Source organism: Tenacibaculum ascidiaceicola, assembly GCF_047470925.1.
GTDB lineage: Bacteria > Bacteroidota > Bacteroidia > Flavobacteriales > Flavobacteriaceae > Polaribacter > Polaribacter discolor.
The window spans coordinates 311191-336710 of record NZ_JAZKJP010000005.1 but is presented as its reverse complement, the minus strand read 5'-3'; the positions used below and the strand labels follow the sequence as shown (position 1 = coordinate 336710).

The following is a 25520-nucleotide window of genomic DNA, read 5'->3' as shown; positions in this document are numbered from 1 at the left end:
TTTTACACAAATATAATTCAGTTTTTTAAAATAAAAAATGTTTTAGTGTTTTTTTTACGCAAACTTAATTTCGAAGTGGAATCCTTTCTTTTCTAGTTCTTTGTATTTTTTAGCATTAAACTTAAAAAGTTTCGCAGGTCTACCACTAGATGGTTGGTGTATTTTGTCTGTTTCAGTAAGTATTCCGAAGCTCATAATTTTCTTTCTGAAATTACGTCGGTCAATTTTCTGATCAAGAATAGTTTGATAAAGGTTTTCTAAATCAGAAAAAGGGAATTCTTTTTTTAGTAGTTCGAATCCAATAGGTTGGTAGTTTATTTTGTTTTGAAGTCTTTGTAAAGCTGTGGTTAAAATAAGATTGTGGTCAAACGCTAATTTGGGCAATTCATGAATAGGGAACCATTGCACTTCAGCAGCATCTGTATTCGCACTGATTTTAAAATGATTGGGACTTACTAAGCCAAAATAGGTAACAGAAATAACTCTATTTCTTGGGTCTCTTTTTGGAGTTCCAAAAGTGTACAGCTGTTCAAGATAATCAATAGTTACTCCAGTTTCTTCTAATAGTTCTCTTTCAACAGCATGTTCTAGTGATTCATTTTCTAAAACTAATCCACCAGGTAACGCCCAAGCTCCTTTAAAAGGTTCAATGCCTCTTTTTATTAATAAAACAGAGAGTTCTTTTTGTTGATAGCCAAAAACAACAGCATCTACAGCAACTTTTATATTTTGTGATATCTTCATTTAGTGTTGAATTTACACAAAGTTACGAAAGTTTTAAAAAACTACTGATTCTTATTTTTAAACTTTGAAGTTAGCTTACCTAAAGGTGTTTTTTGATTGTCTTTTTGTAGGGTAAATTGAACAATTTTAGCAGTAAAAGCAACAAATGTTCCGATAGACAGAAAGGTATATATTATTGTAAATATTTTACTAATATTATGAGTAGGGACAAAATCTCCATAACCTACGGTAGCCATCGTCATTACAGAAAAATATAAGGAGTCTACAACTTCCCAATGTTCAATTTTATTATAAAATATGGTAGAACTCGTTAGTAGAATAGAAAGGAAAAAGAATAAATATCTAAATTCAGTATCTTTTTTAATACCTATAAAAACAAGTTTACAAAAGCGATAAAAGTTGATAATGAACGAAATCATAATTAAAAAATAAGTTAGAAGAAAAGTTGAATATATAACTTACTTACAAACCTTACAATCTTCTTTGTCTTGAATTTCGCCTACTAATTTCCCTTCTTCGTTAAGTGAAAATCCACAGCAATCCATAAAACCTTGAGCAATTAGTTTTCGAGCACGTTGAATTTGAGATTTTGTAGTAGGTAAATTTTGTTTTAAAGTATTAGCGACTTCTTGTTGTTTTAAGCCTTTTATGTCTGATAAAAACAGTGGATCTCTATATTTTTTGGGTAAGCTTTGTAAGATACCGCGTAAGCAATCTTTTTCGGTATGTTCGTGCTCTTTTTCATCTATTTGAGTTTCAAAATTGTTTAATTCAACAGTTTGATTAGTGCTTTTGAAGTAATCCATCATAGTATTACGAGCAATTGTAAAAATCCACGGTTTTAATTTAGTAATATCCTTTAGGGTATGAAGTTTCGTATGAACTTTAATAAATGTTTCTTGTAGCAAATCATCAGTCACAGAAGTGTCTTTCACTTTACTTAAAATAAAGTGCTTTACATCATCTGCGTATTTTTTCCAAACTTGTTGAGTTGTCATGGTATAAATTTACGAAAAATGCCACGCTGAATAAAACGAATATTTTGTTTTCATTGTATTCAGAGTGACAAGAATTTTAAAAGTTGATTTAATTAACAGTTACAGTTGTTACATGTGCAGTTTTCACATGTACAATTTGAGCAGTCACCTGTTTTACATCCTTCGCAAGTACAAGTACATTGATTTTTATTTTTCATGATATTATCTGTTTTTTGTTTTCATATAACAGACAAGAAAAAGTGTAAAAAGATGCATTTATTGTCAAAAATATTTTTGAAGTTCTTTTCTAACAGGAATAGGTTTAATTGCAGATATTTTAGAGCCACCTGTATTTCCTGTAGGTACCCAAATTAAAGTAAATAAAATTGAAGCTATAATTCTGAAAAATTGACCAACAATTTCTTTAAGACTATATGTTTTTATTCCGTAGACTAACATCCAGTAATGAGATAAAGTGTGCCTGTAAACATGTTTTTGTCCTAAAATATGAGCATTCTCTAAATGATAAAAAGACACCTGAAAGTGTTTACTTTTAAGTGCCTTTTTAGCTAAAGTTAATTGTTTGTAAAATTGTTGTTTTCGTTGTAGTTGTGTCATAATTTGTTGATTTTATAAATCAGACTACAACGAATAGAAAAAGATGCATTTTTAATTTACTTTTTCTCCGTTTATATAGGTTGCTAGAACTTTTGTATTTGGAATTTCTTTTCCATCAATCGTCATGATATCTTTATCTAAGATAATAAAATCAGCTACCTTACCAACTTCGATACTTCCTTTTTCTTTTTCTTCAAAGTTTGCATAAGCATTCCAAATGGTCATTCCTTTTAAAGCATTTTCTCTAGATAAAGAGTTTTCCATTTGATAACCTTTTTCGGGATATCCTTTTAAATCTTTTCTGATGGTTGCTGCGTAAAATGTATATAATGGACTTACATGTTCAATAGGAAAGTCCGTTCCTAAGGCAACTTTTCCGTATTCTTTTAATAAATCATTATAAGCATAAGCACCTTTGATTCTATCTGACCCTACACGGTCTTCTGCCCAATACATATCTGAAGTAGCATGTGTTGGTTGTATAGATGGAAGCACATTTTTAAATAGGTCAAAGTCTTTTGTATCTACTATTTGAGCGTGCTCAATACGCCAACGTCTATCATTTTTGTTTTTCAATACTTCATTATAAGTTTTTAGCATTATATAATTTGCAGAGTCGCCAATAGCGTGTGTGTTCATTTGATATTCAGAAGCGGCAATTCTTTTAGCTACTTTTTGTAAGTTTTCGTAGGAATTAACCAAAGCACCAAAATGTCCTTTTTTATCAGAATATTCGTCTTTAAGAGCAGCTCCTCGTGAACCTAATGCGCCATCAGCATATACTTTTACAGAACGAACATTTAATCTATCTGTTTTAATGATTCCTTTGTTAAGATAATAATCAAGATTTTTTTGATTGTTAGAGATCATTGCATATACACGCATTTTTAAATCGCCAGATTGTTGTAAACTATCGATTAGTTCGATAACCTCTTTGTTTAACCCTGCATCGTCAACTGTGGTTAACCCTAAATCAAAACAGATTTTTTCAGCATCTTTTAACGCTTGAATCTGTTCTCTTTTAGATGGTTTCGGGTTATTGATAAAGTTCATTGCATTATCAATAAGCACTCCAGTTAATTTTCCATCTTTTTTTATAAACTCGCCACCATCAATTTTTGACTTAGTAGTAATTCCTGCTAAATCAATTGCAGCTTGGTTAACCAACATCGCATGGCCATCAATTCTACGAATAGCTACAGGTGTGTTTGGAAATATGCTGTCTAATTTTTCTTTGGTAGGGAATTCTTTTACCTCCCAATCGTTTTGATCCCAACCACGCCCAGTTATATAGGTAGTGTTCTTTTCTTTTTGGAAATCGATTAAGCGTTGTAGTACTTCATTATAACTTTCTGTTCCAACTAAGTCAGCTTTTTGTTGTTGTAATCCTAATCCGTAAAAATGACAGTGTGCATCGATAAATCCTGGGAAGACAGGTTTGTTTTTAGCATCGATAAGATTAGTTGCTGTGTATTTTTCTTGTATTTCTTTGTTGTTTCCTACTGCTATAAATTTCCCGTCTCTTATAGCGAAACTTTCGGTTGTGTCAAAATTAGAGTTTACGGTATAAGTATGAGCGTTAATAACAATAGTATCTACTTTTTCTTGTGGTTTACAAGAAAATAATAGGCTAAAAGCGAGTAGAGGAAGTAGTGTTTTTTTCATGGTAGTGTTACTTTATTAAGTACAGATGTTCAAATGTATTTAAACATAAACAAAAAAAAGGAAAACTAAAACTAGTTTTCCTTTTATAAATACATAACAGAAAAAGTTCCTATTTACTAACGGCTTTTAAAGCAGCGTCAAAAGCAGGATCAATATAAGTTGTTGTTAGTTCATCTACTTGTTCTTGTGTAGGGATAGTCTTAACATCTGGAGTAACACCAATAGCTTCAACAATTTTTCCTTCGCTATTTTTAAACGCCATTAAAGGCATGTAAAACTCTAAATAACCATTGCTTAATCTATTACCTCCGTTAAAAGAATCTTGACCTCCTAAACCAGCAGTACCACCACCGCTATTATCTCCAACGATTGTTACATGATCTCCTTGAGATTTGATCATCATTGTACTGATTTCTGCCATACTAAAAGAGTTTTCATCAATTAAAACTGCTGTAGGAACATTTTGTTCAAGGGCAAATTTGTGAGGTTTTGTTTCTACTGGCGTCCATGGACCGTAATTAAAACGACCATTTCCTTCTTTAGTTCTTTGATATCCCCAAACTTTTTGTTGAGTTATAAATCTTTCAGTGAAAATACGAGCATCAATTACATATCCACCACCGTTACCGCGTAAATCTAAAATTATTTTTTTTGCTTTACCATTTGTTATAGGGTTGTATAATTTTCGATAAAGATCAAAGTTGTAATTAGAGGTGATAGAATTTAACAGCGCGTCAAATTCATCGGTGAAAGTAAAACCGAAAAAAGAAATAGTACTAGCAAAACTAGAAACTTTTTGATAAGTAGCTATACGTTTGTTATAAATTCCATAAAGTATGCTAACAGCTTCTTTTTGTGCTTCAGTTGTAGTTGGAGCATTATAATAAGCACCTAATATAGGTAGTACAGTTGAATGTTTAATTGTAAATTCGTTTTTAGCAACTTGAGTAAAGTTAGCTAAAGGAGTTAAACTGTTTTCAAAATCATCAATTAACTCAGTATTTTTAAAATTATCAAGGGCTCCAATATAAGTTTTGTACTCGTTAGAGTTAATTATTGTGCTTATTAGTGTTTTATAAGAGTTTAAGTTCTCTTTCATTAAAGCTTCAAACTCAGTACCAGCTTCGTTATCTAATTTTTTTAGGTCATCAAAATACGATTGATTTATACCGTCAATATCGCTAATGTCTTCTAATAAAGGGAATGCTCCTTCTATTATGGCAGTTGGGTAAACCTCAAAACTGGTTAACTGAATATACATTGTTTCAGGATCACTTTTTAAGAAACCAGCTAAAATAGGACCTTCTTGAACAATTGTAGTAGGATCTAGCTTGTCATTAGCCATAACGAAGCTTACTTCACCTTTGTTAACTTTTGGATTTCTTTGATTTCTTCCAAAGCTAACAAAACCGTCTTCTTCAGTATATTTATATTTCATGTTACTAGAAAAACCAGCTGATATAGAAGCGCTTCTACCTGGTAGTTTAACACTTGGTAAAGGAATTGTAACGCTTAAACCAAAATGTTGATCTAAAACTTTTCCTGTAATAATTTCAGCAAAATATTTAAAGGCTAAGTTGGCTTCTTTTTCAGCTTCAATAGGGCTAACATCAGCTTTATTGAAAGTTGTTAACTTTTTAAATTTTGGACTGTATTTTTTGTATACGTTGTCCCAACTTTCTTCTTGTTCGTTAAAGTAGTTATAGTCGTTATTCATTGTATCCCAAAAAGCATTGAAAAGATCAGAATAACTAGCTACATCAGTTCTGTCTAACTCAGCTACTTCTAAAGCATCTTCTCTACAAGATTGAAGAGTTTGTAATGATAGAACTACTATAAATATTTGTAATATGTATTTAAGTTTTTTCATAATAATTTAGTTTTTAAAAGTTGTAAGATATTCCTATACCATAATTAGAGGTGGTATAATAATAGTTAGAAGTTTTTCTTAATTGTTCTTTTTGGTTGTCAGACAAACCATACATAAAAGAGTACTCAACAAATAGGCTTAAGTTTTTGTAAAAGTTATAGCCTAATCTGGTTTCAGCTTGTAAACCATAGTCTACTCTGTTAAAGTGATTTTCATTTTTATCAAAATCGTAAGTTTCAGTTACTGTTTTTTTAGGGAAACCATCAAGGTCAAGTTCTCCAAAAACTTCAACTGTACTTTCTCTTTTAAGTGAGTTCCACCAACCTACATAAGTTCCTGCAAAAACTTCAAAGTTAAATTTGGTGTCTTTTAAAGCTTGATGTAGTGGTTGTATTCCTACCATTACCGGAATGTTGAAATATCTCGACTTATGAAGAGTAGAAACACCTTCACGAGTTCCTGTTCTTTGAAACCTATAGTTTTTATTAAGGTAGGTTAATCCTGTTTGTATACTAATGTGTTTATATACTTTAAAGTTGAATCCAGCTTTAAAGTAGTTTCCATCCTCATCTACATACTCGGTGTCTACTCTGTTACTTGCACTATAAGTAATATCATTATTGTTTAATCCCCCTGAAAAGCTTACTCTAAATTTATTTTGGGCTGATAGAGAAGAGTTGATTAATAAGGCAACAAAAAGAAGTAAGACTACTTTAGGGGTAAAAGAAGACTTTCTCCCATGAGTTTTTTTATTTTTCATGCGTGTTATGTTAAAATTAATAAATAATAAAAGGTATCCTAATATGGATATAGCGTAATTTTTTCTAGAATAAAATTGCGGTACTAAAACAGGTGAATGTTTGAATACCCTAATGTTTTGTTTAAATTAATGTTAAAAAGAGGTGAATTTTGTGTTTTTTTTATGTAAAAAATAAGAAAATAATATTTGCTACTGGTTTGGTTTGTAGTATTGTAGGTTGTTGTGTGTTTTGATGAGTGATTTTTTAAAATATTTTTATTTTTTTTAAGATTATAGAGGTTGGTATGGGTGTTTAAAATGAAAAGCTACATTTAAAACTTAGTTCTAAATGTAGCTTTTAGTATGATTTCGCTTTTGGAAAATTATAATTTCCTTAATTGAAGGAGTATTAATGTGTATAAATTAAATATGCGATGTACAATAATAAAAATTGAAGAGGTACTCTAATAATGGCTATTTTCTTAGATCCAATTGCAGGTTTTTCTCTGAAAACATCCCAAATGTGTATTGGAAAAAAAATCAACATTAGTATAAGCATTGCTAAGGCTGCATGTTTTGTAGTTTGATTAATTAATAATCCAATACCAATTGCTAACTCTAATAAGCCAGCTATATAATTTACCACTAATTTGGGAAGGAAATTAGGTATAAATCGATTGAAAATTTTAGGCTTTATAAAGTGCATAATTCCTGCAAAAGCAAAAAATATTCCGAATATAATTCTAAGCACTAATATTAATGTATTCATTAACTGAGTTTATTACTGGATTAATATATAAGTATGAAGAGTTTTCTTTTTTATTCTGTTCAGTCTTCTTAGATAAATAGTTGTTAAAAATATTATATAAGACAATCATAACAAAGGTGATAATTAAATTAAAGATGGCTTTTTTTAAAGTAAATTTCTTTTTTTTATAATCCTCTTTGTACTTTCTTTTAGTTTCAAAGTACTCTTTGTTTAATCTACCACTCATCTTATACTTTTTTAAGGCTTTAGAGCTTCTTCATTGTATAAGTATTTGTCCATCAAATACACAATGCTAGCCATAGATGCACTACCTAATTCTAATTCACGTTTATTGACTTTGTCAAATGTATCAGTAGCAGCATGATGATAGTCGAAATAGCGTTGTGAGTCTGGACGATAGCCTACCAAGGTAACATGGTCGTCTTTTAAAGGCCCGATGTCTGCACCTCCGCCTCCAGCAGTAATATCGTGTAAACCGTAAGGAGCTAATAATTTTTTCCAACTTTGTACAAGTTGTAAGTTTCTTTCATTCGCATCGATAGAAAAACCTCTAGGGGTGTGCCCGCCAGCATCAGATTCTAAAGCTCCAATATGTAATTCGTTATTTTCTTTAGCTAAACGAGCATATTCAGTTGCACCACGTAAACCATTTTCTTCATTCATGAAAAATACAATACGGATTGTGTTTTTTGGTTGAATATTGTTCTTTTTTAATAGATATGCTACTTCTAAAGATTGTACAATCCCTGTTCCGTCATCATGAGCACCGTCACCTAAGTCCCAAGAATCTAAATGTCCACCAATTACCATAATTTTATTAGGATATTCACTTCCTTTAATTTCTCCTACGACATTATATGAAGGGGCATCAGGTAAGTTTTTACAACTTTGTTTAAAGTAAAATTGTAAGGTTGGGTCTTCTTTTAAATGCTTGCTTAAATTTTCTGCAGCACGAGAACTAATTGCAGCAGCAGGAATATATTCTTCTTCAGGAATATCCCCATAGCCCATAGAACCTGTGTGCGGATAATCATCGATTCCGTTAGTCATAGATCGTACGATAACTCCTTTAGCTCCAAATTTACCAACTATAGCGGCTCCTCCATAACGCTGTCCTACACAACCACCATAAGCTTGGAAGGTATTGATGAGTGTATTGTCAAAAGCACCATTAAAAAACACAATTTTTCCATTGGCTTTATCTCCTAGTTTTTTAGCTTCCTCTATGTTTTTTACTTCAATAATCTCTGCAGTAACTCCTTCATTTGGTGTTGCAATTGAGCCTCCTAAAGCACAGATAGGAACATTAATTTTCTCTCCATTAAATTTGTAGTTGGCTACTTCTTTTTCTCCACGAACCCAATGTGGTACCATTACAGGTTGTAACCAAACAGAGTCTAAACCAACTTCTTTCATTAGCTTTTCTCCCCAAATAACAGACTTAGCTGCTCCTTCTGATCCTGATAAACGACTTCCAATGTTTTGTGTTAAATCGCGTAACCATTCGTATGATTTACCTTGGGTAAGTGCTGTGCTAAATAGTTTTTTTATTTGTGTAGAATCTTGTTGGTAGTTTACTTCAGTATAGTTTTTCGAAGTAGTTGTAGTCTGTTTTTGTTCTGTTTTACAAGTAACAAAAGCAATACTTGTAAATAATAAAAAGGTTAGTTTTTTCATTTAGGGTATTAGTTTTTAACACCCTAAATGTAAGTTTTATATTTTAATTCTTAGAATAACGTATCAAACTTCCAGGTTAAACCTCCCATTGCCTGAAATCCTTGTACATTAAAGTTATTGAATCGTTGGTAGCTGTTGTTTAGAACATTATTTAAGTTTAAGAAAACTGAGAACGAATCGTCAAAATGATATCCACCATTAAAATTCACGTCAAAATAACTTTTCAAATCTGTAGAAGTAAAGGTATCGGCAGGTAAAACATCATAGGTTCTTCCTTTACGACTTCCTACAAAGTATAAATTAGCGCCTGCAAACCATTTGTTGGTTTTATAAGTTCCGAAGACTTCACCTTTTATCTCAGGAGTATTCCAAGCTTCTGTTTCATTGGTCAAGGTAAATTTATTGAACTGGGCATTGGCTCCAATAGTAAGGTTTTTAATACCATCAAAGGCAACTTCACCAAAGAAGGTCATCAATTTAATATCGTCATATATAACCTTAAAAGAGTTCCCATATTCATATCCATAGAATGTAAATCCGTTAGTTCCAGCAATGTTATCACCCTCTGATTTTGATTGATTGAGTACAAAAAATGGATTATTTTCAATATCAGCATAACTTACTTTTGCATTATAACTAAATTGATGGTTTAGTTTACCTCTAATTCCTCCAAAAGCATCAAACTTTTTATTAGTTTGTCTCATGTCAAGAGTAGGAGATAAGTATGGGTTATCATCTGTGAAAGATTGATACATATTTGTGGTTAAATCACCAGATGCTCCAACAAATACATTTGCTAGTTCTTTAATGATAGGATATGAAATCTCTACATCAGGATAGATGAAAAAGTTGTTTTCGCTATTTTCTGTATCCATTGAAAAGTAACTTTTTGCTCCTAATTGAATAGCTAAATCTTGTACATTGAATTTGTAAGTTGGATGTACTCCAAGTGTAATGAAGTTATAATCTATAGGAGTAATTGCATCATATGCATAGGCATATGAACCTCCTAAGTAGTTAATAGTAGTATTTACATACAGATCGTTTAATTGGCGATGAAAATTATCTAAAGGAAAACGAAATTGTGCATTACCATCAACTAAAAATTCAGCAGTTTCAAATGAGTCAGAGAAAAAAGCGATTGATCCATTAGCTTCATTTAAAAAAGAATCATCGGGCTTTATCTGACCAAATATTTTTATATGATTGTAACTTTGGGCTTCTTCAATAGCACTTAAAGTAGCTTCTGTAAACGTAATATTTGTAGGTAAACCGTACCAGTTATATTTATCTTTTTCAGCATCTAAACCTGCTGACCATTGGAAATAACGTTCTTGTTGAGTGTAGTTTATGTTTAAGTCAATATTGTAAAAAGTACTACTTAATTCAGTGTTTGCTACGGGGTCAGATGATAATAAGAATTTTAAATGAGTCCCCAATTCGCTATTATAGCTTTCGCTACGTCTTACATATGCTTCTAAAAAAGGTGAAAGTACGTTTCCAAACCCAACCGATACGTAGTTAGGGTATAGCTTTTCTCTTTTTCCTAAATCTACTTTTTTCATTGTTCCACTTTTAGGAATAAAAGTAGAAGCAACAGGAACTGAAAATATTTGGTATTCTAAAGCTTTTTTCTGAGTTTCTTTTGTGTGTTCAATTACTGGTTTTTGTTTTATTTTAAAGGCATCAGTAATCTTTGGAACATATGAAGTTACAACATTTACAACTTCTGTTTTTATAATAGTGTCTTTAGCTTTATTAGTGACGTTTTTTTCTTGTGCATTTGTATATGCTACTACAAATAAAACAAGTAAACTTAGGTGCTTTTTCATCGATCTAGTCATTTAACTTTCGTTTGTTATTAACAAATTTTAGTTTTGGGTAGTTACTGATTCGTTTGTTTTTGCTTCTTTATTCTTTATAGTACGAAGCTCGTTTTTTGCTTCTTCAATAACATCTTTATACTGTGTAAAGTTTTTGATGATATTTTCCAAGATATATGTTGCTTGATAGGCATCTTTTAGGGCATAATAATTTTTTGCCATAATTATATAGCTTTTTACCCCCCAGTATTTGTATGATGAATAATTGGCAATTAAATCTTGTACAGCTTTGGTAGAAGCTTCATATTCTTTGTTTTCATGTAAAAAGAAAGCATTGTAATATAAACACTCAGCTTTTAACTCTCCAGTGGCTTTTTTACTAGCTTCGTTAAAATACTCTTCTGCAGTTAAAAAGTCATTGTTTTTAAACGAAGAGCGAGCTAAAATGATTTTAGCATCTTCAGCAATGTTCGTGTCTACCTTTCCTTTAACTAATACTTTTTCAGCATAGGCAATAGCATTCGTATAATCTTCTTTTTTGTAATATCCTTTCATTAAATTACTTTGAGCAAAAATGATGTTTTGCGGATAGTTAGCTTCTTTTTCTAATTGTTGAAGCACTAAAATACCTTTGCTCCAATCTTCTTGTTGTAAATAAATATTAGCTAACTTGGTTAAAGATTCTTCTGTAAACTCACTTTTAGTTTGCTTGTTTACATACGTATAATGAGGGATAGCTTTATCGAATAGCTTAGAGTTGTTATAGGCTTGTGCTAAGTAAAAATGAGCTTTTAAAGCATTAATTCCGTTAGGGAATTGCTGTAAATATTTATTAAAGCCTTCAATAGCTTTATTGTTGTTGTTATCTAAGAATTTGTTTTCAGCAGATTGATAAGTTGCATTATCTAGTTCAGCATTGGTAACATTGGCAAAACTTACATTTTTAACCCAAGCAGCATATTCATCAACTTTACCTATATCAATATATACGTTTTTAACGTTACTTACAGCTTGTTTTGCTTCGTTTGAATTAGGATGTTTCGCAACTACTTCCTTGTATTTCTCAATAGCTTTTTTATTATTATTGTTGCTATAGTATAATAACCCTTGACGTAACAGTACATTTGGAACGTAGTTACTTTTTGGGTGATTGGTTAGTAGACGGTCATAAGTTTTTTGAGCTTTTGAAGCATTGTTCATAGTTGTATAAGTCGTTGCTAATTGGAATAAAGCATCATCTTTTAACTGAGAACCATCATAATCATTAATTAGGGTTTCAAGGTTTTGAACTTTTACATCGTTTTTACCTAAGAAACCATTACTCATAGCTGTTTGATATTGTGCATAATCTGATCCTACACCACCTTCTTGAATTACTTTATTGTATGCTTTAATAGCGTTTGTATAACTTTTTGAGGCATAAAAAGAGTCTCCTAAGCGATTTGAAGCATCATCGTTTAAATCGTTATCATCAAGATTCTGTTCTAAAAATTGCTGAAAATATTTTGCAGCATTAGGGTAGCTTTTTAGTTTAAAGTTTGTGTATCCAATTTGGTAATTTAACATTTTAGCCTCTTTAATATCTTTATCAGTAACGGATAAGAAATGTTTAAGAGCGTTTTGATAATTTCCTAAAGAATATTCAGTTTCAGCTAACCAATATGCCCCTTTATTACTCACAGTCATGTTTTCTGATTGTGTTGCATTTATAAAGTATGGTTTTGCTTTGGTTATCTTGTTTTCATTGTATAACTGAATACCTCTGTATAAAGAAACTTCATTAATAATGTTTTTACTTTCAGGAGTTTCTGAAGTGCTTAAAAAGTCTAGAGCACCTTGGTAATCTCTTTGGTGTAAGTATGAAGTAACTAACAAATTGCTAATTTCAGCAGCGTTAGGAGATGTAGGGTATTTAGCTAAAAAACCTTTTAAAACATCAGGAACACTTTCATATGGATTTCCTTCTTCATAACTCAATTTAGCGTAATTTAAAGAAGAACTTTGAGTAATTTGAGCATCAAAATCCATTTCGCTAGCATTTTTAAATGCGTTTAATGCTTCCGTTTTTTTATCTAATTCTAAATAACATTCTCCTAAATGGTAATAAGCATTTTGTGCTACTTTGTTATTTCCACCAATAATTTTATTGAAATTACTAACAGCTGTTTCGTAATCTTTTTGTTGATAATAAGCATAACCTAAATAATAGTAATCAGTGTTTGTCCAACGACCATTTTTACCTTTATAGTTTTTTAAGTATGGAATAGCTTTTTCATATTTTTTAAGGTTGAAATAACTTTCTCCTACAATTTTAGAAATTTCTGAAATCTCTTTTTTGTCCTTTGTAGTTTTTAATAATTGTTCTCCAATTTGAATTGATTTATCGAATCGCCCAGCTTTAAAACTAATATCTAAAATGTAATAGTTTGCTTTAGCTTGGTAGGTAGCATCGTTTGCTAGTTGACTTAAATTGTCTTCTGCTTCTCCAAAGTTTTCTTGTTTGTAGGCAATATAACCGTAGTAATAACGAGCATCGTTACCATAAATAGGATTTCCTAACAAGGCTTGAAAACGAGATTTGGCATCTCTTAGATAATTAGAAACTAAAAGTGCATATCCCATTTTATAATTGAGCTCATTTTTTTCTTCTGGACTCAATAGTTTTTCATTTACTTTTTGATACCATTTTAGAGCATGGGCCGCTTTTCTATTAGCAAAATAATAATTACCAACATTTAAAAAAGCCTTCTCTTTTTTATTATTATAAGGGTAATTTTCAACAAATTGATTAACTCTGTAATCAGCATCATCTTGTTGTAATTTAATAGCACACATAGCATCGTAATAGTCTGCATCAGCTTTTAAATTATGATGTTTTTCAGAGTTTAGTGAAACTTCACGAAAAACTTCTTGAGAAGCAGCATATGCTTTATTGTTGTACAAACGCATTGCTTTATGGAAATCGGCATTTACATCAGTATTTATAGCCGATTCTTGTGCTATTACTGCTGTTGTAAAGGTTAAAAAAAGAAATAAGTAGCAGCTTTTTTTGAAACAATTAAATCTCATATTTTTTAGTTATCTAGAAACTATAACGTTAGTTTTTTATTTTTGTTGGGAGACTTTTTATCAAAAGTAAGAAATGTTACAGAATTACGTTATAAAATTTTAGATTTGTAAAAAACTATACTCCATGGAAAACCCTGTTTTACACCTTGAAAATGCAGATATTTATCAACAAGACAATTTAGTATTGTCAAAAGTAAACTTTACACTAAACAAAGGTGACTTTTATTATTTAATTGGTAAAACGGGGAGTGGGAAAAGTAGTTTGTTAAAAACCTTGTATGGAGATTTACGTTTACAACGCGGTTTAGGAAGTATAGTTGATTTTGATTTAAAGAAAATGAAGGAAAGTGATATTCCTTTTTTACGAAGAAAATTAGGAATTGTTTTTCAAGATTTTAAATTATTAAACGATAGAAATGTTTTTGAGAATTTAGAATTTGTGTTAAAGGCGACTGGTTGGAAAGATAAAACTGAAATGAAAGATAAAATTCATGAGGTTTTAGATAAGGTAGGGATGAAGGAGAAGTATTACAAGAAAACTTTTGAGTTGTCAGGAGGTGAGCAGCAACGTGTAGCAATTGCAAGAGCATTATTAAATGATCCTGAATTAATTTTAGCAGATGAGCCAACTGGGAACTTAGATCCAAAAACTTCATTAGAAGTAATGGAGTTGTTAAATGAAATTCATCAAAGTGGAAAAACGATTCTTATGGCAACTCATGACTACCAATTAATTGTGAAATTTAAACAGAAGGTGATTAAATGTGAGGGAGGAGAATTGTTTGAAGTAGTGCAGCAAGCTGTATAGTATATAAAAACAAACCCACTTCAAGAATGAAGTGGGAAAATTGCTATGAAAAACTATGAAAAGAAACACTACTAATGCTTCTCTACTATAAAGACGTTTATATTAGCGAAATCTTACACAGTTATAGGAATTTTAACAAAAGTTTATAAAAAAAAATCCTGAGTAATAAGACTACTCAGGATTTTTATATTATACAGTATTAACTTATTAGAAAGTTAAAGCAGTATTGTTGTTTTTAACAGCTTCAGCTGAAGAAGTTAAAGCAGCTTTTTCTTTTTCGCTTAAGTTAATTTCAACGATTTTTTCAATTCCGTTTCTTCCTAATACAACAGGAACACCGATGCATAAGTCTGATAAACCATATTCTCCTTCTAATAAAGCAGAACAAGGGAAGATTTTCTTTTGGTCACAAGCAATTGCTTGTACTAAACCTGATACAGCAGCACCTGGAGCATACCAAGCAGAAGTACCTAATAAACCTGTTAAGGTAGCACCACCTACTTTTGTGTCTTGTTTTACTTGTTCTAATCTTTCTTCTGATAAGAATTCAGATACAGGAACAGAGTTACGAGTAGCCAAACGAGTTAAAGGTACCATTCCTTTGTCAGAGTGCCCACCAATAACCATTCCGTCAACATCAGAAATAGGAGCTTCTAAAGCCTCAGCTAAACGATATTTGAAACGAGCAGAGTCTAATGCACCACCCATACCAATAATTCTGTTTTTAGGTAATCCAGTTGCTTTATGTACTAAGTATGTCATTGTATCCATTGGGTTAGATACTACGATGATAATTGTATTAGGAGATTGTTCAACTAAACTAGCAGCTACAGATTTTACGATACCAGCATTGATTCCTAATAACTCATCACGAGACATTCCTGGTTTACGAGCGATTCCTGAAGTAATTACACAAATGTCTGATCCAGCAGTTTTGCTATAATCTCCTGTAGTTCCTGTAATTTTAGTATCGAAACCATTTAAAGAAGCAGTTTGCATTAAGTCCATTGCTTTACCTTCAGCAAAACCTTCTTTAATGTCAACTAAAACAACTTCAGAAGCGAAATTTTTAATAGCAATGTACTCAGCACAACTTGCACCTACAGCACCTGCTCCTACAACCGTTACTTTCATTTTTTTATATTTTTAATTGTGATGATTAATTCTTACTTCAAAAATAAGAAAAAAACAAAAAGAGCACTGTTAATCAGCGCTCTTTTTTGTTTCTTTTTTTTAAAAAAACTATTTAAAAATTTTAACTTGATTTTTTCTTGAATAATAAATCATATCTGTTGCAAAATCAACATCGTAAACTGGTTTATTATTCTCTAAGACTATTTTATCAATTTCTTTTCCTGTCTCTTTATTTACTTTTACAAGTAACTTAGAATTGTTTTCACCTTTCGCAAAAATCAAAGCGTATTTATTGGTTTCTTGCATTGCATTGAATCGATCATTAAGAAAACTTCCTGTAACACCTGCAGCAATATAACCTGATTCTCCAATTGCTTTTGTTCTTTCACCAAATAAAGCTGAAGTATTAGAATTTTTCACAGAGTTACCTTTAGAATCTTTATACTCAGTTGTTACAGTAACTTCAGCAGTAGCTGCAGCTGAAGCTACCTGAGCTGCTTGAGATAATCCTTTAAATATTTTTCGCCCAAGCTCTCCTGGTTGAGAATACTTCTTGTGAAATAAGAGTTTTCCATTAAAATCAACTCCTACAACCTCACTTTGTCCAGAAATAGAAATATTATTAGGGAAAAGAATCATACTAGAAATTGTCTTTTCACTCTTAAGCTTTAACTTAGAAAAAGGTTTTGGTCTTTTAGTTGAATTTTCATTAAACTTATACAGTTCTTCATCATTAAAAACAATAAAATTTCCGCTTTTCGCATCATAATCCGCAAATGTTGGTCTTTTTTCATTAAGTTTTAAATTCTTACTCCAAACTTTTTTCCCTGTCTTATAATCAACCATGTTAGCATAAGTAGAGGTAACATATAATATTCTATTATTATTTGTTTTTTCTAAGAAGAAAATTGGGTCATCATCGTTATCTGATATAGTAACATCTCCTCTCCATAGTTTTTCACCGTCTTTGTTTATAAGCATCATCTCATCATCATATACATAAAGAAAATCACTATCAATAGGAATTACAGATTTAATACCCTTTCCTTTCGGATCCTTTTTCCACAACTTTTTCCCAGTATTATAATCATAAAAATTAAAACCTTTATAGTGTGCTAAAAGCATTTTATCTTGCCAATCTTCAAACAATATTAAGAATTTAGTGCTTAAAGGTTTTTTCCATATTTTATTCCCTGTAGGAACATCATAAAGTTCAATTTCATTTTTAAAACCCAAAAAGCCTTTTTTCTTAATGGTTATCAGTTTATTACCGTCTAAAGAGTTCTTATAATCAAGAATATTCTTTTCTTCAGACTTCCATAATAGCTTACCTGTTGATTTATCTAAAGTATAGAACTTAGTTTTTATTAATGCAAAAACCTTATCTTTTGTATACGTAAATTTATCCTTAAATACAGTTCCACTTAATTTTAAAAGAGAATTAAAAAATTCAAAAAATTGATCAGAGACAGCAGTTTTCCATGCAAATTCTTTATCAGAAAGCAAATATTTAGCTACTATTAATTTGTTTTCACTAATACCATATAACAATAAAGCATTTTCATCAAATAAATACTTAGATTGAAAATATCTTTCCAAACTTGGAGGGTTAAAGATAAGCTCACCATTAAAACTATTATAAACATATAGTTTATTAGAGTGAAATAATTGAATAAAAGGGGTGTCTTCAATATAAGCAAACTCTCTTTCTCCTGGAAACAAAGAACCTAAAACATCAACGTTAATATCCCCATCCATTGAACTAACGTCTAAAACAACACTATTATTTTTTTGTTTTTTTGCAGACCATATTATTTCTTCTTTAGTAGGGTCATAGCCGTGTACATTATCTCCTTCAGAAATAACACTAATACCATTAAAAGGCACTACTAACAAATCTGTTACTTTATTCTCAAAATTTAGTGTTTTTGATGCATCACGTTGTGAAAAAGCGGCAAATGACACTGTAGTTATTAATAAGGTTAGAAACCTCTTCAAGTTAAACATTTTCTATAATTTTTATTGTTAATTTTTTTACTAAATTTTATCTAAAGCTAAAAGCAATACCTGCATTAACAGAGTTATACTCTTGTAAGGTATAACTTCCGAAGATTTTAAAGAAACCTAAACTTAAACGAGCACCCAAAGTAGTGTTAAAACTTCCAGAACTAGAGCTAAGAGATAGTGGGTTTGTTCCAAGATTCTCTCTTTCTGTACCTAAAGGCGTAGAATAGTTCGCGTAAAAACTATCTCCTCTCATATCTAAGCTTGTGTTACCTCCGTTATATCCAACACCTCCATAAATATTGATAATAGGAAAGTTTAAAGAAGCTATAGCTTGAACAGTATATGAATTTAATCTAAATTCTGTAACAGCATTTCTAGCTTCAATGTCTCCATTTACATCACCAATAGTATAATCTACATTCATATTTGTGTAGGCGGCTAATAAAGAAACATGTAAAGGAGTCTTGTCCATTGGACCGAACCAATCTGTGATTTCTTTTTTAACACCAATACCAAATAATCCTCCTTTTACATCGTCTGAACCTACTTTAGGAGAATATCTAAGCATTGCTTCAAATTTAAAAGGAAGCCCTAGTCCTACCTGAACAGATGGTGCTGGTACAGCATTTGCTGGTAAGTCTTCTTTAATACCTTCAGGCATAGTAAAGTTGGCCTCAACTTGCTGTCCATCTATAGTAGTTGTGTATGTTAATTCAGCAGGAGTTATCGAGTTACTTCCGGCAACTGTAGCTGTAGTGTTTTGGTTATATGTAGTGTTGTTAGATAGTCCTATTTTCGTTAGATTAAACATTTCATCCTCAGAAGGGATAAAAGATGCATTTGCTCCTATAGAAATGTCAAAACCAAATTTTTTATGAACTTTAGCAGTGTGATACCAACCATTGTTCATGCTGTAAATAAAACCTTTCATAGCAGGATCTAAATAAGCATTTGTTAATTTGCTAGCATCTTCTTTTGCTAATAAAATAGTTTCTAACTCCTGAGCTTTAACACTAAAGCTTACCATTAAAGTTAAAAGTGGTAAAAGAATTTTTTTCATAATTATGAGGGTGTTGTTTTAAACGGTAAAAATATAAAATAAAAAAAAGCTCAATAATATTATTGAGCTTTTTTAAAGTTAAGAAAATATTTTATGCATCAATATTAGCATATTTTGCGTTCTTTTCTATAAAATCTCTACGTGGCGGAACTTCATCTCCCATTAACATAGAGAAAATTCTATCTGCTTCTGTTAGGTTATCAATAGTAACTTGTCGTAATGTTCTAAACTCAGGGTTCATGGTAGTGTCCCATAATTGTTCAGCGTTCATCTCTCCAAGACCTTTATAACGTTGAATAGTTACAGAGCCACCCATTTTTTGAGCAATTAAATCACGTTGATTGTCGTCCCATGCGTACTCACGTTTTTGTCCTTTTTTAACTAAATATAAAGGAGGAGTAGCAATATAAATATATCCTTGTTCAACCATTTCACGCATGTAACGGAAGAAGAATGTTAAAATTAAAGTAGCAATGTGAGAACCATCAACATCGGCATCACACATAATCACTACTTTATGGTAACGTAACTTAGATAAGTTTAATTCGCGAGGATCGTCTTCTGTACCTATAGAAACACCTAAAGCAGTAAACATATTTTTGATTTCTTCGTTCTCAAAAACTTTATGTTGCATTGCTTTTTCAACATTTAAGATTTTACCTCTTAAAGGAAGAATAGCTTGGAAGTTACGGTCACGACCTTGTTTTGCAGTACCTCCTGCCGAGTCTCCCTCTACAAGGAAAATTTCACATTGAGCAGGATCAGTTTCTGAACAGTCTGATAATTTACCAGGTAAACCACCAATACTCATTACTGTTTTACGCTGTACCATTTCACGAGCTTTACGTGCTGCGTGACGCGCTTGCGCTGCTAAAATAACCTTTTGAACAATGGTTTTAGCGTCATTAGGGTTTTCTTCTAAGTAGTCTGTTAACATTTCAGAAACTGCTTGTGATACAGCAGCACTTACTTCACGGTTACCTAGTTTTGTTTTTGTTTGACCTTCAAATTGAGGTTCAGCTACTTTTACAGATACAATTGCTGTTAATCCCTCACGGAAATCATCACCAGCAATTTCGAACTTTACATTTTTAAGTAAACCAGATTCGTCTGCATACTTTTTTAATGTGTGAGTTAAACCACGACGGAAACCTGATAGGTGTGTACCTCCTTCGTGTGTGTTAATATTGTTTACGTATGAGTGTAAATTTTCGGCATATGAATCATTGTATACCATTGCAACTTCTACAGGAATACCATTTTTTTCACCTTCCATAGAAATTACATCTTGGATGATTTGAGTTCTTGTTCCGTCTAAGAACTTAACAAATTCAGATAAACCTTCTTCAGAATGAAATGTTTCAACAATATCATTGCCTTCATCATCTTTATTACGTTTGTCAGTTAACGTAATAGTAATACCTTTATTTAGGTATGCTAACTCACGCATACGAGTTGCTAAGGTATCGTAGTTGTATTCTGTTGTCTGTTGAAAGATTGATTTATCAGGTAAAAAGGTAACGATTGTTCCTGTAAAGTCGGTTTCTCCAATAGTTTTTACTGGATATAAAGTCTTTCCACGTTCATATTCTTGTTGCCAGATTTTACCGTCTTTGTGTACGGTTGCGGTTAAATGATCAGAAAGTGCATTAACACAAGAAACTCCAACCCCGTGTAGTCCTCCAGAAACTTTATATGAGTCTTTGTCGAACTTACCACCAGCACCAATTTTTGTCATTACTACTTGTAAAGCAGACACTCCTTCTTTTTTATGAATCCCTACAGGAATACCACGACCGTTATCTTTTGTGGTAATAGAGTTATCTTCGTTAATAGTAACTTCAATTGCGTCACAGTGACCTGCTAAAGCTTCATCAATAGAGTTATCTACTACCTCGTATACTAAGTGGTGTAAACCACGCACTCCAACATCTCCAATATACATGGAAGGGCGCATACGTACGTGCTCCATTCCTTCTAGTGCCTGAATACTATCGGCAGAATAATTATGTTTTTTTTCTTCGCTCATTATAAAGAGAATTAAATTAAAATCTTTATCATAAAAAAATCGCTCGAAAGCGACTGTAGTTGTCTTACAAATTTACAAATTTTATACCTTAAAATAAAGTTTTTAAGCGGTTTTTACGAGAGTTTATCAACAATTGCTTTAAAAATAAAAAAGCTCTTAAAAAGGCTAAAAAGCTTCTTAAATTAAATTTAATAGGAAGTAGAGTAGGTGTTGTAATTTTTTTTTCAGTAAAATTGCTTGTATGGCTTTAAATACGTTTTATAAAAGTTAGGTTAGGGTATTGTTTATTTAGTGTTAAAAAAATGTATTTAAAATATTTTTAAGTAGTAATTAGGTTGATTATATGTAAAAAATTAACATTTTTTAAGGTTTTTGTTATGTTTTTTGTTAATATTGAATTTAGTATTAATAAATTAAAATTTTTAAAAAATGAAAACCCCCCGAATTTTATTAGGAGCTTTATTTGCTTCAATGTTATTTATGAGCTGTAATAGTTCAGAAGAATTAATTGAAAATCCTGAAAACATTGTTCAAGAAGAATTGTCAAATTCAGTAAACAAGAAAGAAATTACAATGCAGTTTATTGATTTGATGAAAAACCAAAGTTTTAAAGAAGCTACAGTTGAAATGTTGAAAAATCAACAGCCAAGTGTTGCAATGTCCAAAATTTTAGAAAGAACATCTGATTTAGTAAGTACTGAAAAAGCGTACAAATTGTTGTCATCTAAAACTATGATGTTGGAAGGTAGAGCATCGAAAGGAGCTGCTCCTGAAAAGATTGAAATATTAGAAGTTTGGATGCATAATGAAAAAAACATGGGTGACTTTTCAGATGTGTTATTTTCTTATGCTCCAGAAGGAGATGAAAAAACATGGACCAAGGTTGAGGCTTACACTATGAATAAGGAGCTTGTTTATTTAGACCCTAAAGAAGCCCCTAGTCAAACAGTTATTGTTATTGAGACTGATGGTTTTGAGACTTTAAAAAAGGAAGTAGCTTACATGAATGAGTATCTTCAAGAGAGTGGAGTTCAGAATAATAGGTTTTTAAATTCTTCATTTGATTTGAATACTCAATCTGCGAGAGGTACAGGTTTAGAAACTACAAAACTAGATAAAATTAGATTGAATGACGATGAAGAGCCGTGGATTAGTGGTGCTGCTGAAGTGTATGCGGTAACATCAGGTATTAAAGATGATAATAATAATCCTGAAATTAAGGTGATACCTATGTATTATTTGGATCATGATGATACCGATTATTATCCAAATCAAGTTATGTTGTTTTGGGATGATTACCAATATCAAGCTGCAAATATTCAATTGTTTGAAAAAGATGATAATACTAATTATAAAGACTTAGTATCTGCTATTGTAAATGGTGTTTTTCAAATAATAGGAACAGTTTCAACGCAACCTTGGGTTAGTGTTTTAGGGCAAGTAGCAGGAGCTATAATTCAAGCGATGCCTGATAGTTGGTACGCCAATAATGATGATTATGTAGACTCATTTTATACAATTGAAAAGAATAAAAGTTACTATAATTATTACGGTGCTAGAAGAAATGCAAAAATAAACTTATCTCCTTTTTATATTGCGCCAAATTAAAAAAGGTAAAGGATAAGTAAATTAAAGAGCATTCTGAATTTTCAGAATGCTTTTTTTATTACTGAATAGTTTTATCAAGGTGTTTATAGTTGTATGCTGTAAGGAAAATGGGAAGAGTATTTTTGTTTAGAGAGTTCTTTAGGACAGATACCGAATTTTTTCTTAAAACAATTGGAAAAGTAAGAGCTACTATTAAAGCCTACATCTGTTGAAATTTGGTTTATAGCTGAAGAGCTCATTGTTATGGAATCTATAGATTTTAAGAGTCGAAATTCTTTTAAGAGTCGGTTAATAGATTTTCCTGTAATGTCTTTACAATTTCTATATAGTTTAGTTTTAGACATCATCATTAAGGTGCAGATATCAGAAACTTTAAATTTAGGTTTATGATAATTTTTTGAAAGTATTTCCATTAAACCTAATATGAAGGACTCTTTTTCGGGAGTTAACCAGTAAATTTTTTTTAAATTAGAAAGAGAAGGATGCATGTTTATTGTTTTTGAAGAAACAATAAGTTGTTCTTTCTTTTTTATAAGATAAAGTAGTTTTGTTAACTTGGGAATTATTTGAGTAAAAGTGGTTTCTTTATTGTTGTGTAATGATGCATATAAAATAATTTTTGTAGAAGTATTGCCTGCTCTTTTATTTAGTTTATCTAACATAGAAACCGTGCAGCCCAAAGCATTTTTAAAAGAGTGAAATGAAGCTATAATGTTTTCGCTATCTTCTATTTGATGCCCTTTATAAGAGGTGATTAAGTTTTGGATAATAGCTTTTTTAAACGATAAAGACTCAAGAGTTTTTGTTCTATTCAATAAAAATGTTTTTTTATTGAATGTTTGAGCTAGAAAAATTACTGAATGTTTTTTTGGAGGGTATAATGATTTAGACTGTATCGCTTTAAGTTTTCGTACACTCTTTAGGAAGGCATAAACTAAATGGTTATTAACAGGAGTTATTTTGTAAGGGTGTAAATTAATGGATTTATAATATAATTTTTGTATAAATCTCTTATCAGGAGCTTTTATAAGATAAAAAACACTATTTTTTTTGCGGTCAATCCAGCAGTTAATACATTTTTTAACGAGATTCTGTTGAAGTTTAGAGTAAAAGGCAACAGCTAAATCAATAGCAGTGTTGTTATTAGTTATATGTTGAATCAAATAAACGGACATATGTAAAGTTAACAAATAGAAACTAGATAAGTTGTTAGCTTTGAGGGAAAAAGGGAAAACCCCTAGTAAATAGGGGAAAACACTTAAAAAGTATTTTACTTAAGGTGTAAAATACTTTTTGTTTTGTTATGATTGAAACTCATTTCTTAATGAATATTACCATCATAATCTAGTTTTAAGTTTTTTCGTTTCCCATCTTTCCTAATTTGAACTTTAAATACTTTTTTTGAGTTACTATTGTTTCTGTAAGTTACAAGGTAAACATCTTTATGTATTATCCAGCCAGGATATTTATTCGTAATAGCAGTTCTCACAACTTTAGGCAGTAGTATGTTTTTGTAACGTTCAATAGAACTCATAATTTTACCATTAGAATCGTAAGTAGCTGTTATTAATCCAGTTGTTCCTCCTTCTTTTTTTGTTCTAAAAATTACTTCATAAGCTTCAAATTCTCTATCAAAAATAGGGTCTTCAGTAATGTCATACCTAGCAGCTTCGTTTTCTAGGTTTTTGACCAGCTCGGGTGTGTCTTTGTGTTGTACCTCGTTAAGATAGCTTAGGTTTAATGGTTTAATGGTTACAGGCTCTAAAATAATATTTTTAGCGACTCCATTATTTTGAGAATGTACTAGGCTGGTTAGACCTAGAAAGAGCAAACCAAATACAAATTTCTTCATAATACTAAGTTTTAGTGATTGTTAAAAAAAAAACGAGGAGTATGAGTAATAATTCGGTTTTGAGGCAGAACAAAATTAACATCAAATAAATGAAATTGTTATTAAAATTGTTCTTATTACTATAAAAAATGATTCGTAAAACAATAAGTAGATTAAATCTAACAAGATTTTGAGGTTATCTGGTTTTAATTAAAAGTTCCAGTTTATAAACGGGAGGGTGCGCTTTTCATTTTTATTCAACAAACCAACCTGAAAACCTTTTAATGATTTTGTATTATTAACTAATCCAATTTGAATACCTTTAAGGTCTTCTGTGTAGTTCAAAACTCCTATTTGGGCTCCATTAGTTAAGTTTTGGTTTTTGTTATTGTTATTTTGGATTCCAATTTGGATTCCATTGGTGAATTCTGAAACGTTAAATCCTCCAATTTGAGCTCCGTTTAAAGTTTGTGTATGATTTCCAATGAAGCCTCCGCTGATACCATTCATAATGTAGCTGTCATTTCCTAAAATACTTAAAGCCATTCCGTTTTGTTTTTCAATTATATTTCCTATTCCTGCAATTGCTATCCCGTTCATTTTTATAAAATACTGACCAATGAAAGCACCTGAAATACCATTAACTTGAGTTTCCGAGCTGGATCCAGATGATAGGTTTATTCCATATACAATTTCTGAAGGTTCTGAATCAAGTTTATTTTCAAATTCTGTTAAACTGGTTGATAAAGGAGATTTAGGCACAAGAGGTAGAAGTATACCTGGACCAGGGATCTCTAATCGAACCCCAAATGTTCTGGTTAGTGTAGAGTCTGTAAAAATTGATTTTGGAAAAGTGCCGATTGATACACCAGCAATATCTGTGTTTTTAGAATGAGTTGTCCAAATAGGGGCTCTAAATTTTCTGCTTTGCGCTTGTGTTGTTAAGCAACAAATTAGTAATAGTAAGCAAATGTTTTTCATAATTTATTGATTTTGTTTAGGGTAAAATTATTGTGATTAATCAAATTTTATTTGTTTGATTAGCAGTTTTATAAAAGTATTTTTGTGATTATCACAAAATGATTACTTTTA

The 25520-nt window shown here is 31.1% G+C and carries 21 protein-coding genes; 2 read left to right on the top strand and 19 right to left on the bottom strand.

Annotated elements, in window-relative coordinates:
• Nucleotides 1-54 precede the first annotated feature (54 nt).
• The 12 genes from VBY68_RS05995 to VBY68_RS05940 all read right to left on the bottom strand — a co-directional run bounded on the left by VBY68_RS05995 (nt 55) and on the right by VBY68_RS05940 (nt 13951).
• A complete protein-coding gene (locus VBY68_RS05995) occupies nt 55-744 on the bottom strand; it encodes an NUDIX domain-containing protein (protein ID WP_415269209.1) in 690 nt (229 codons plus the stop codon).
• A 41-nt stretch (nt 745-785) separates the two neighbouring features.
• Nucleotides 786-1163 (bottom strand): potassium channel family protein, encoded by a 378-nt coding sequence (locus VBY68_RS05990; RefSeq protein WP_415269208.1) that lies wholly within the window; start codon nt 1161-1163, stop codon nt 786-788.
• A gap of 39 nt (nt 1164-1202) precedes the next feature.
• The gene (locus tag VBY68_RS05985; RefSeq protein ID WP_124589223.1) at nt 1203-1742 is read right to left on the bottom strand and encodes a sigma-70 family RNA polymerase sigma factor; all 540 of its coding nucleotides are present in this window, start codon (nt 1740-1742) and stop codon (nt 1203-1205) included.
• Nucleotides 1743-2003: 261 nt separating this feature from the next.
• Nucleotides 2004-2339 (bottom strand): DUF3703 domain-containing protein, encoded by a 336-nt coding sequence (locus VBY68_RS05980; protein ID WP_415269207.1) that lies wholly within the window; start codon nt 2337-2339, stop codon nt 2004-2006.
• Between the two features lie 51 nt (nt 2340-2390).
• The gene (locus VBY68_RS05975) at nt 2391-4004 is read right to left on the bottom strand and encodes an amidohydrolase (protein WP_415269206.1); all 1614 of its coding nucleotides are present in this window, start codon (nt 4002-4004) and stop codon (nt 2391-2393) included.
• 109 nt (nt 4005-4113) lie between these two features.
• The gene (locus VBY68_RS05970) at nt 4114-5874 is read right to left on the bottom strand and encodes a S41 family peptidase (protein WP_415269205.1); all 1761 of its coding nucleotides are present in this window, start codon (nt 5872-5874) and stop codon (nt 4114-4116) included.
• Between the two features lie 13 nt (nt 5875-5887).
• The gene (locus VBY68_RS05965) at nt 5888-6634 is read right to left on the bottom strand and encodes an outer membrane beta-barrel protein (protein ID WP_415269204.1); all 747 of its coding nucleotides are present in this window, start codon (nt 6632-6634) and stop codon (nt 5888-5890) included.
• 388 nt (nt 6635-7022) lie between these two features.
• Nucleotides 7023-7382: a DoxX family protein gene (locus VBY68_RS05960; protein ID WP_415269203.1), complete on the bottom strand. Its 360-nt coding sequence runs from the start codon at nt 7380-7382 to the stop codon at nt 7023-7025.
• Nucleotides 7357-7608 (bottom strand): hypothetical protein, encoded by a 252-nt coding sequence (locus tag VBY68_RS05955; protein ID WP_415269202.1) that lies wholly within the window; start codon nt 7606-7608, stop codon nt 7357-7359. The genes VBY68_RS05960 and VBY68_RS05955 overlap by 26 nt, the downstream gene beginning before the upstream one ends.
• An 11-nt stretch (nt 7609-7619) precedes the next feature.
• Nucleotides 7620-9059, bottom strand: a complete 1440-nt coding sequence (locus VBY68_RS05950) for a M20/M25/M40 family metallo-hydrolase (protein ID WP_415269201.1) — start codon at nt 9057-9059, stop codon at nt 7620-7622.
• Nucleotides 9060-9109: 50 nt separating this feature from the next.
• Nucleotides 9110-10891, bottom strand: a complete 1782-nt coding sequence (locus tag VBY68_RS05945) for a TonB-dependent receptor (RefSeq protein WP_415269200.1) — start codon at nt 10889-10891, stop codon at nt 9110-9112.
• A 39-nt stretch (nt 10892-10930) separates the two neighbouring features.
• Entirely contained in the window at nt 10931-13951 is a 3021-nt protein-coding gene (locus VBY68_RS05940) for a tetratricopeptide repeat protein (protein ID WP_415269199.1), read from the bottom strand.
• 124 nt (nt 13952-14075) lie between these two features.
• Between VBY68_RS05940 and VBY68_RS05935 the strand changes: the two genes are divergently transcribed.
• Nucleotides 14076-14759 (top strand): cell division ATP-binding protein FtsE, encoded by a 684-nt coding sequence (locus VBY68_RS05935; RefSeq protein WP_099215976.1) that lies wholly within the window; start codon nt 14076-14078, stop codon nt 14757-14759.
• 207 nt (nt 14760-14966) lie between these two features.
• Here the strand turns inward: VBY68_RS05935 and mdh are convergent, their stop codons facing one another.
• From mdh to gyrB, 4 genes are all read right to left on the bottom strand, one after another.
• Entirely contained in the window at nt 14967-15893 is a 927-nt protein-coding gene (gene mdh / locus VBY68_RS05930) for a malate dehydrogenase (protein ID WP_415269198.1), read from the bottom strand.
• A 108-nt stretch (nt 15894-16001) separates the two neighbouring features.
• Nucleotides 16002-17900 carry a PQQ-binding-like beta-propeller repeat protein gene (locus VBY68_RS05925; protein ID WP_415269197.1) on the bottom strand — a complete coding sequence of 633 codons (1899 nt, stop codon included), beginning with the start codon at nt 17898-17900 and terminating at the stop codon, nt 16002-16004.
• A gap of 37 nt (nt 17901-17937) precedes the next feature.
• A complete protein-coding gene (locus tag VBY68_RS05920; protein ID WP_099215979.1) occupies nt 17938-18960 on the bottom strand; it encodes a DUF6588 family protein in 1023 nt (340 codons plus the stop codon).
• Nucleotides 18961-19051: 91 nt separating this feature from the next.
• Entirely contained in the window at nt 19052-20989 is a 1938-nt protein-coding gene (gyrB, locus tag VBY68_RS05915) for a DNA topoisomerase (ATP-hydrolyzing) subunit B (RefSeq protein ID WP_099215980.1), read from the bottom strand.
• Between the two features lie 429 nt (nt 20990-21418).
• Here gyrB and VBY68_RS05910 point away from each other — a divergent pair, with 429 nt between their 5' ends.
• Nucleotides 21419-22597 (top strand): DUF3103 family protein, encoded by a 1179-nt coding sequence (locus VBY68_RS05910; protein WP_415269196.1) that lies wholly within the window; start codon nt 21419-21421, stop codon nt 22595-22597.
• Between the two features lie 83 nt (nt 22598-22680).
• On the opposite strand, the gene VBY68_RS05905 is transcribed toward VBY68_RS05910, so the two are convergent.
• The 3 genes from VBY68_RS05905 to VBY68_RS05895 form a co-directional block, all read right to left on the bottom strand.
• Entirely contained in the window at nt 22681-23412 is a 732-nt protein-coding gene (locus VBY68_RS05905) for a helix-turn-helix domain-containing protein (protein WP_415269195.1), read from the bottom strand.
• 506 nt (nt 23413-23918) lie between these two features.
• Nucleotides 23919-24449 carry a hypothetical protein gene (locus VBY68_RS05900; protein ID WP_415269194.1) on the bottom strand — a complete coding sequence of 177 codons (531 nt, stop codon included), beginning with the start codon at nt 24447-24449 and terminating at the stop codon, nt 23919-23921.
• Nucleotides 24450-24638: 189 nt separating this feature from the next.
• Nucleotides 24639-25409 carry an LA_2272 family surface repeat-containing protein gene (locus VBY68_RS05895; protein WP_415269193.1) on the bottom strand — a complete coding sequence of 257 codons (771 nt, stop codon included), beginning with the start codon at nt 25407-25409 and terminating at the stop codon, nt 24639-24641.
• Nucleotides 25410-25520 lie beyond the last annotated feature (111 nt).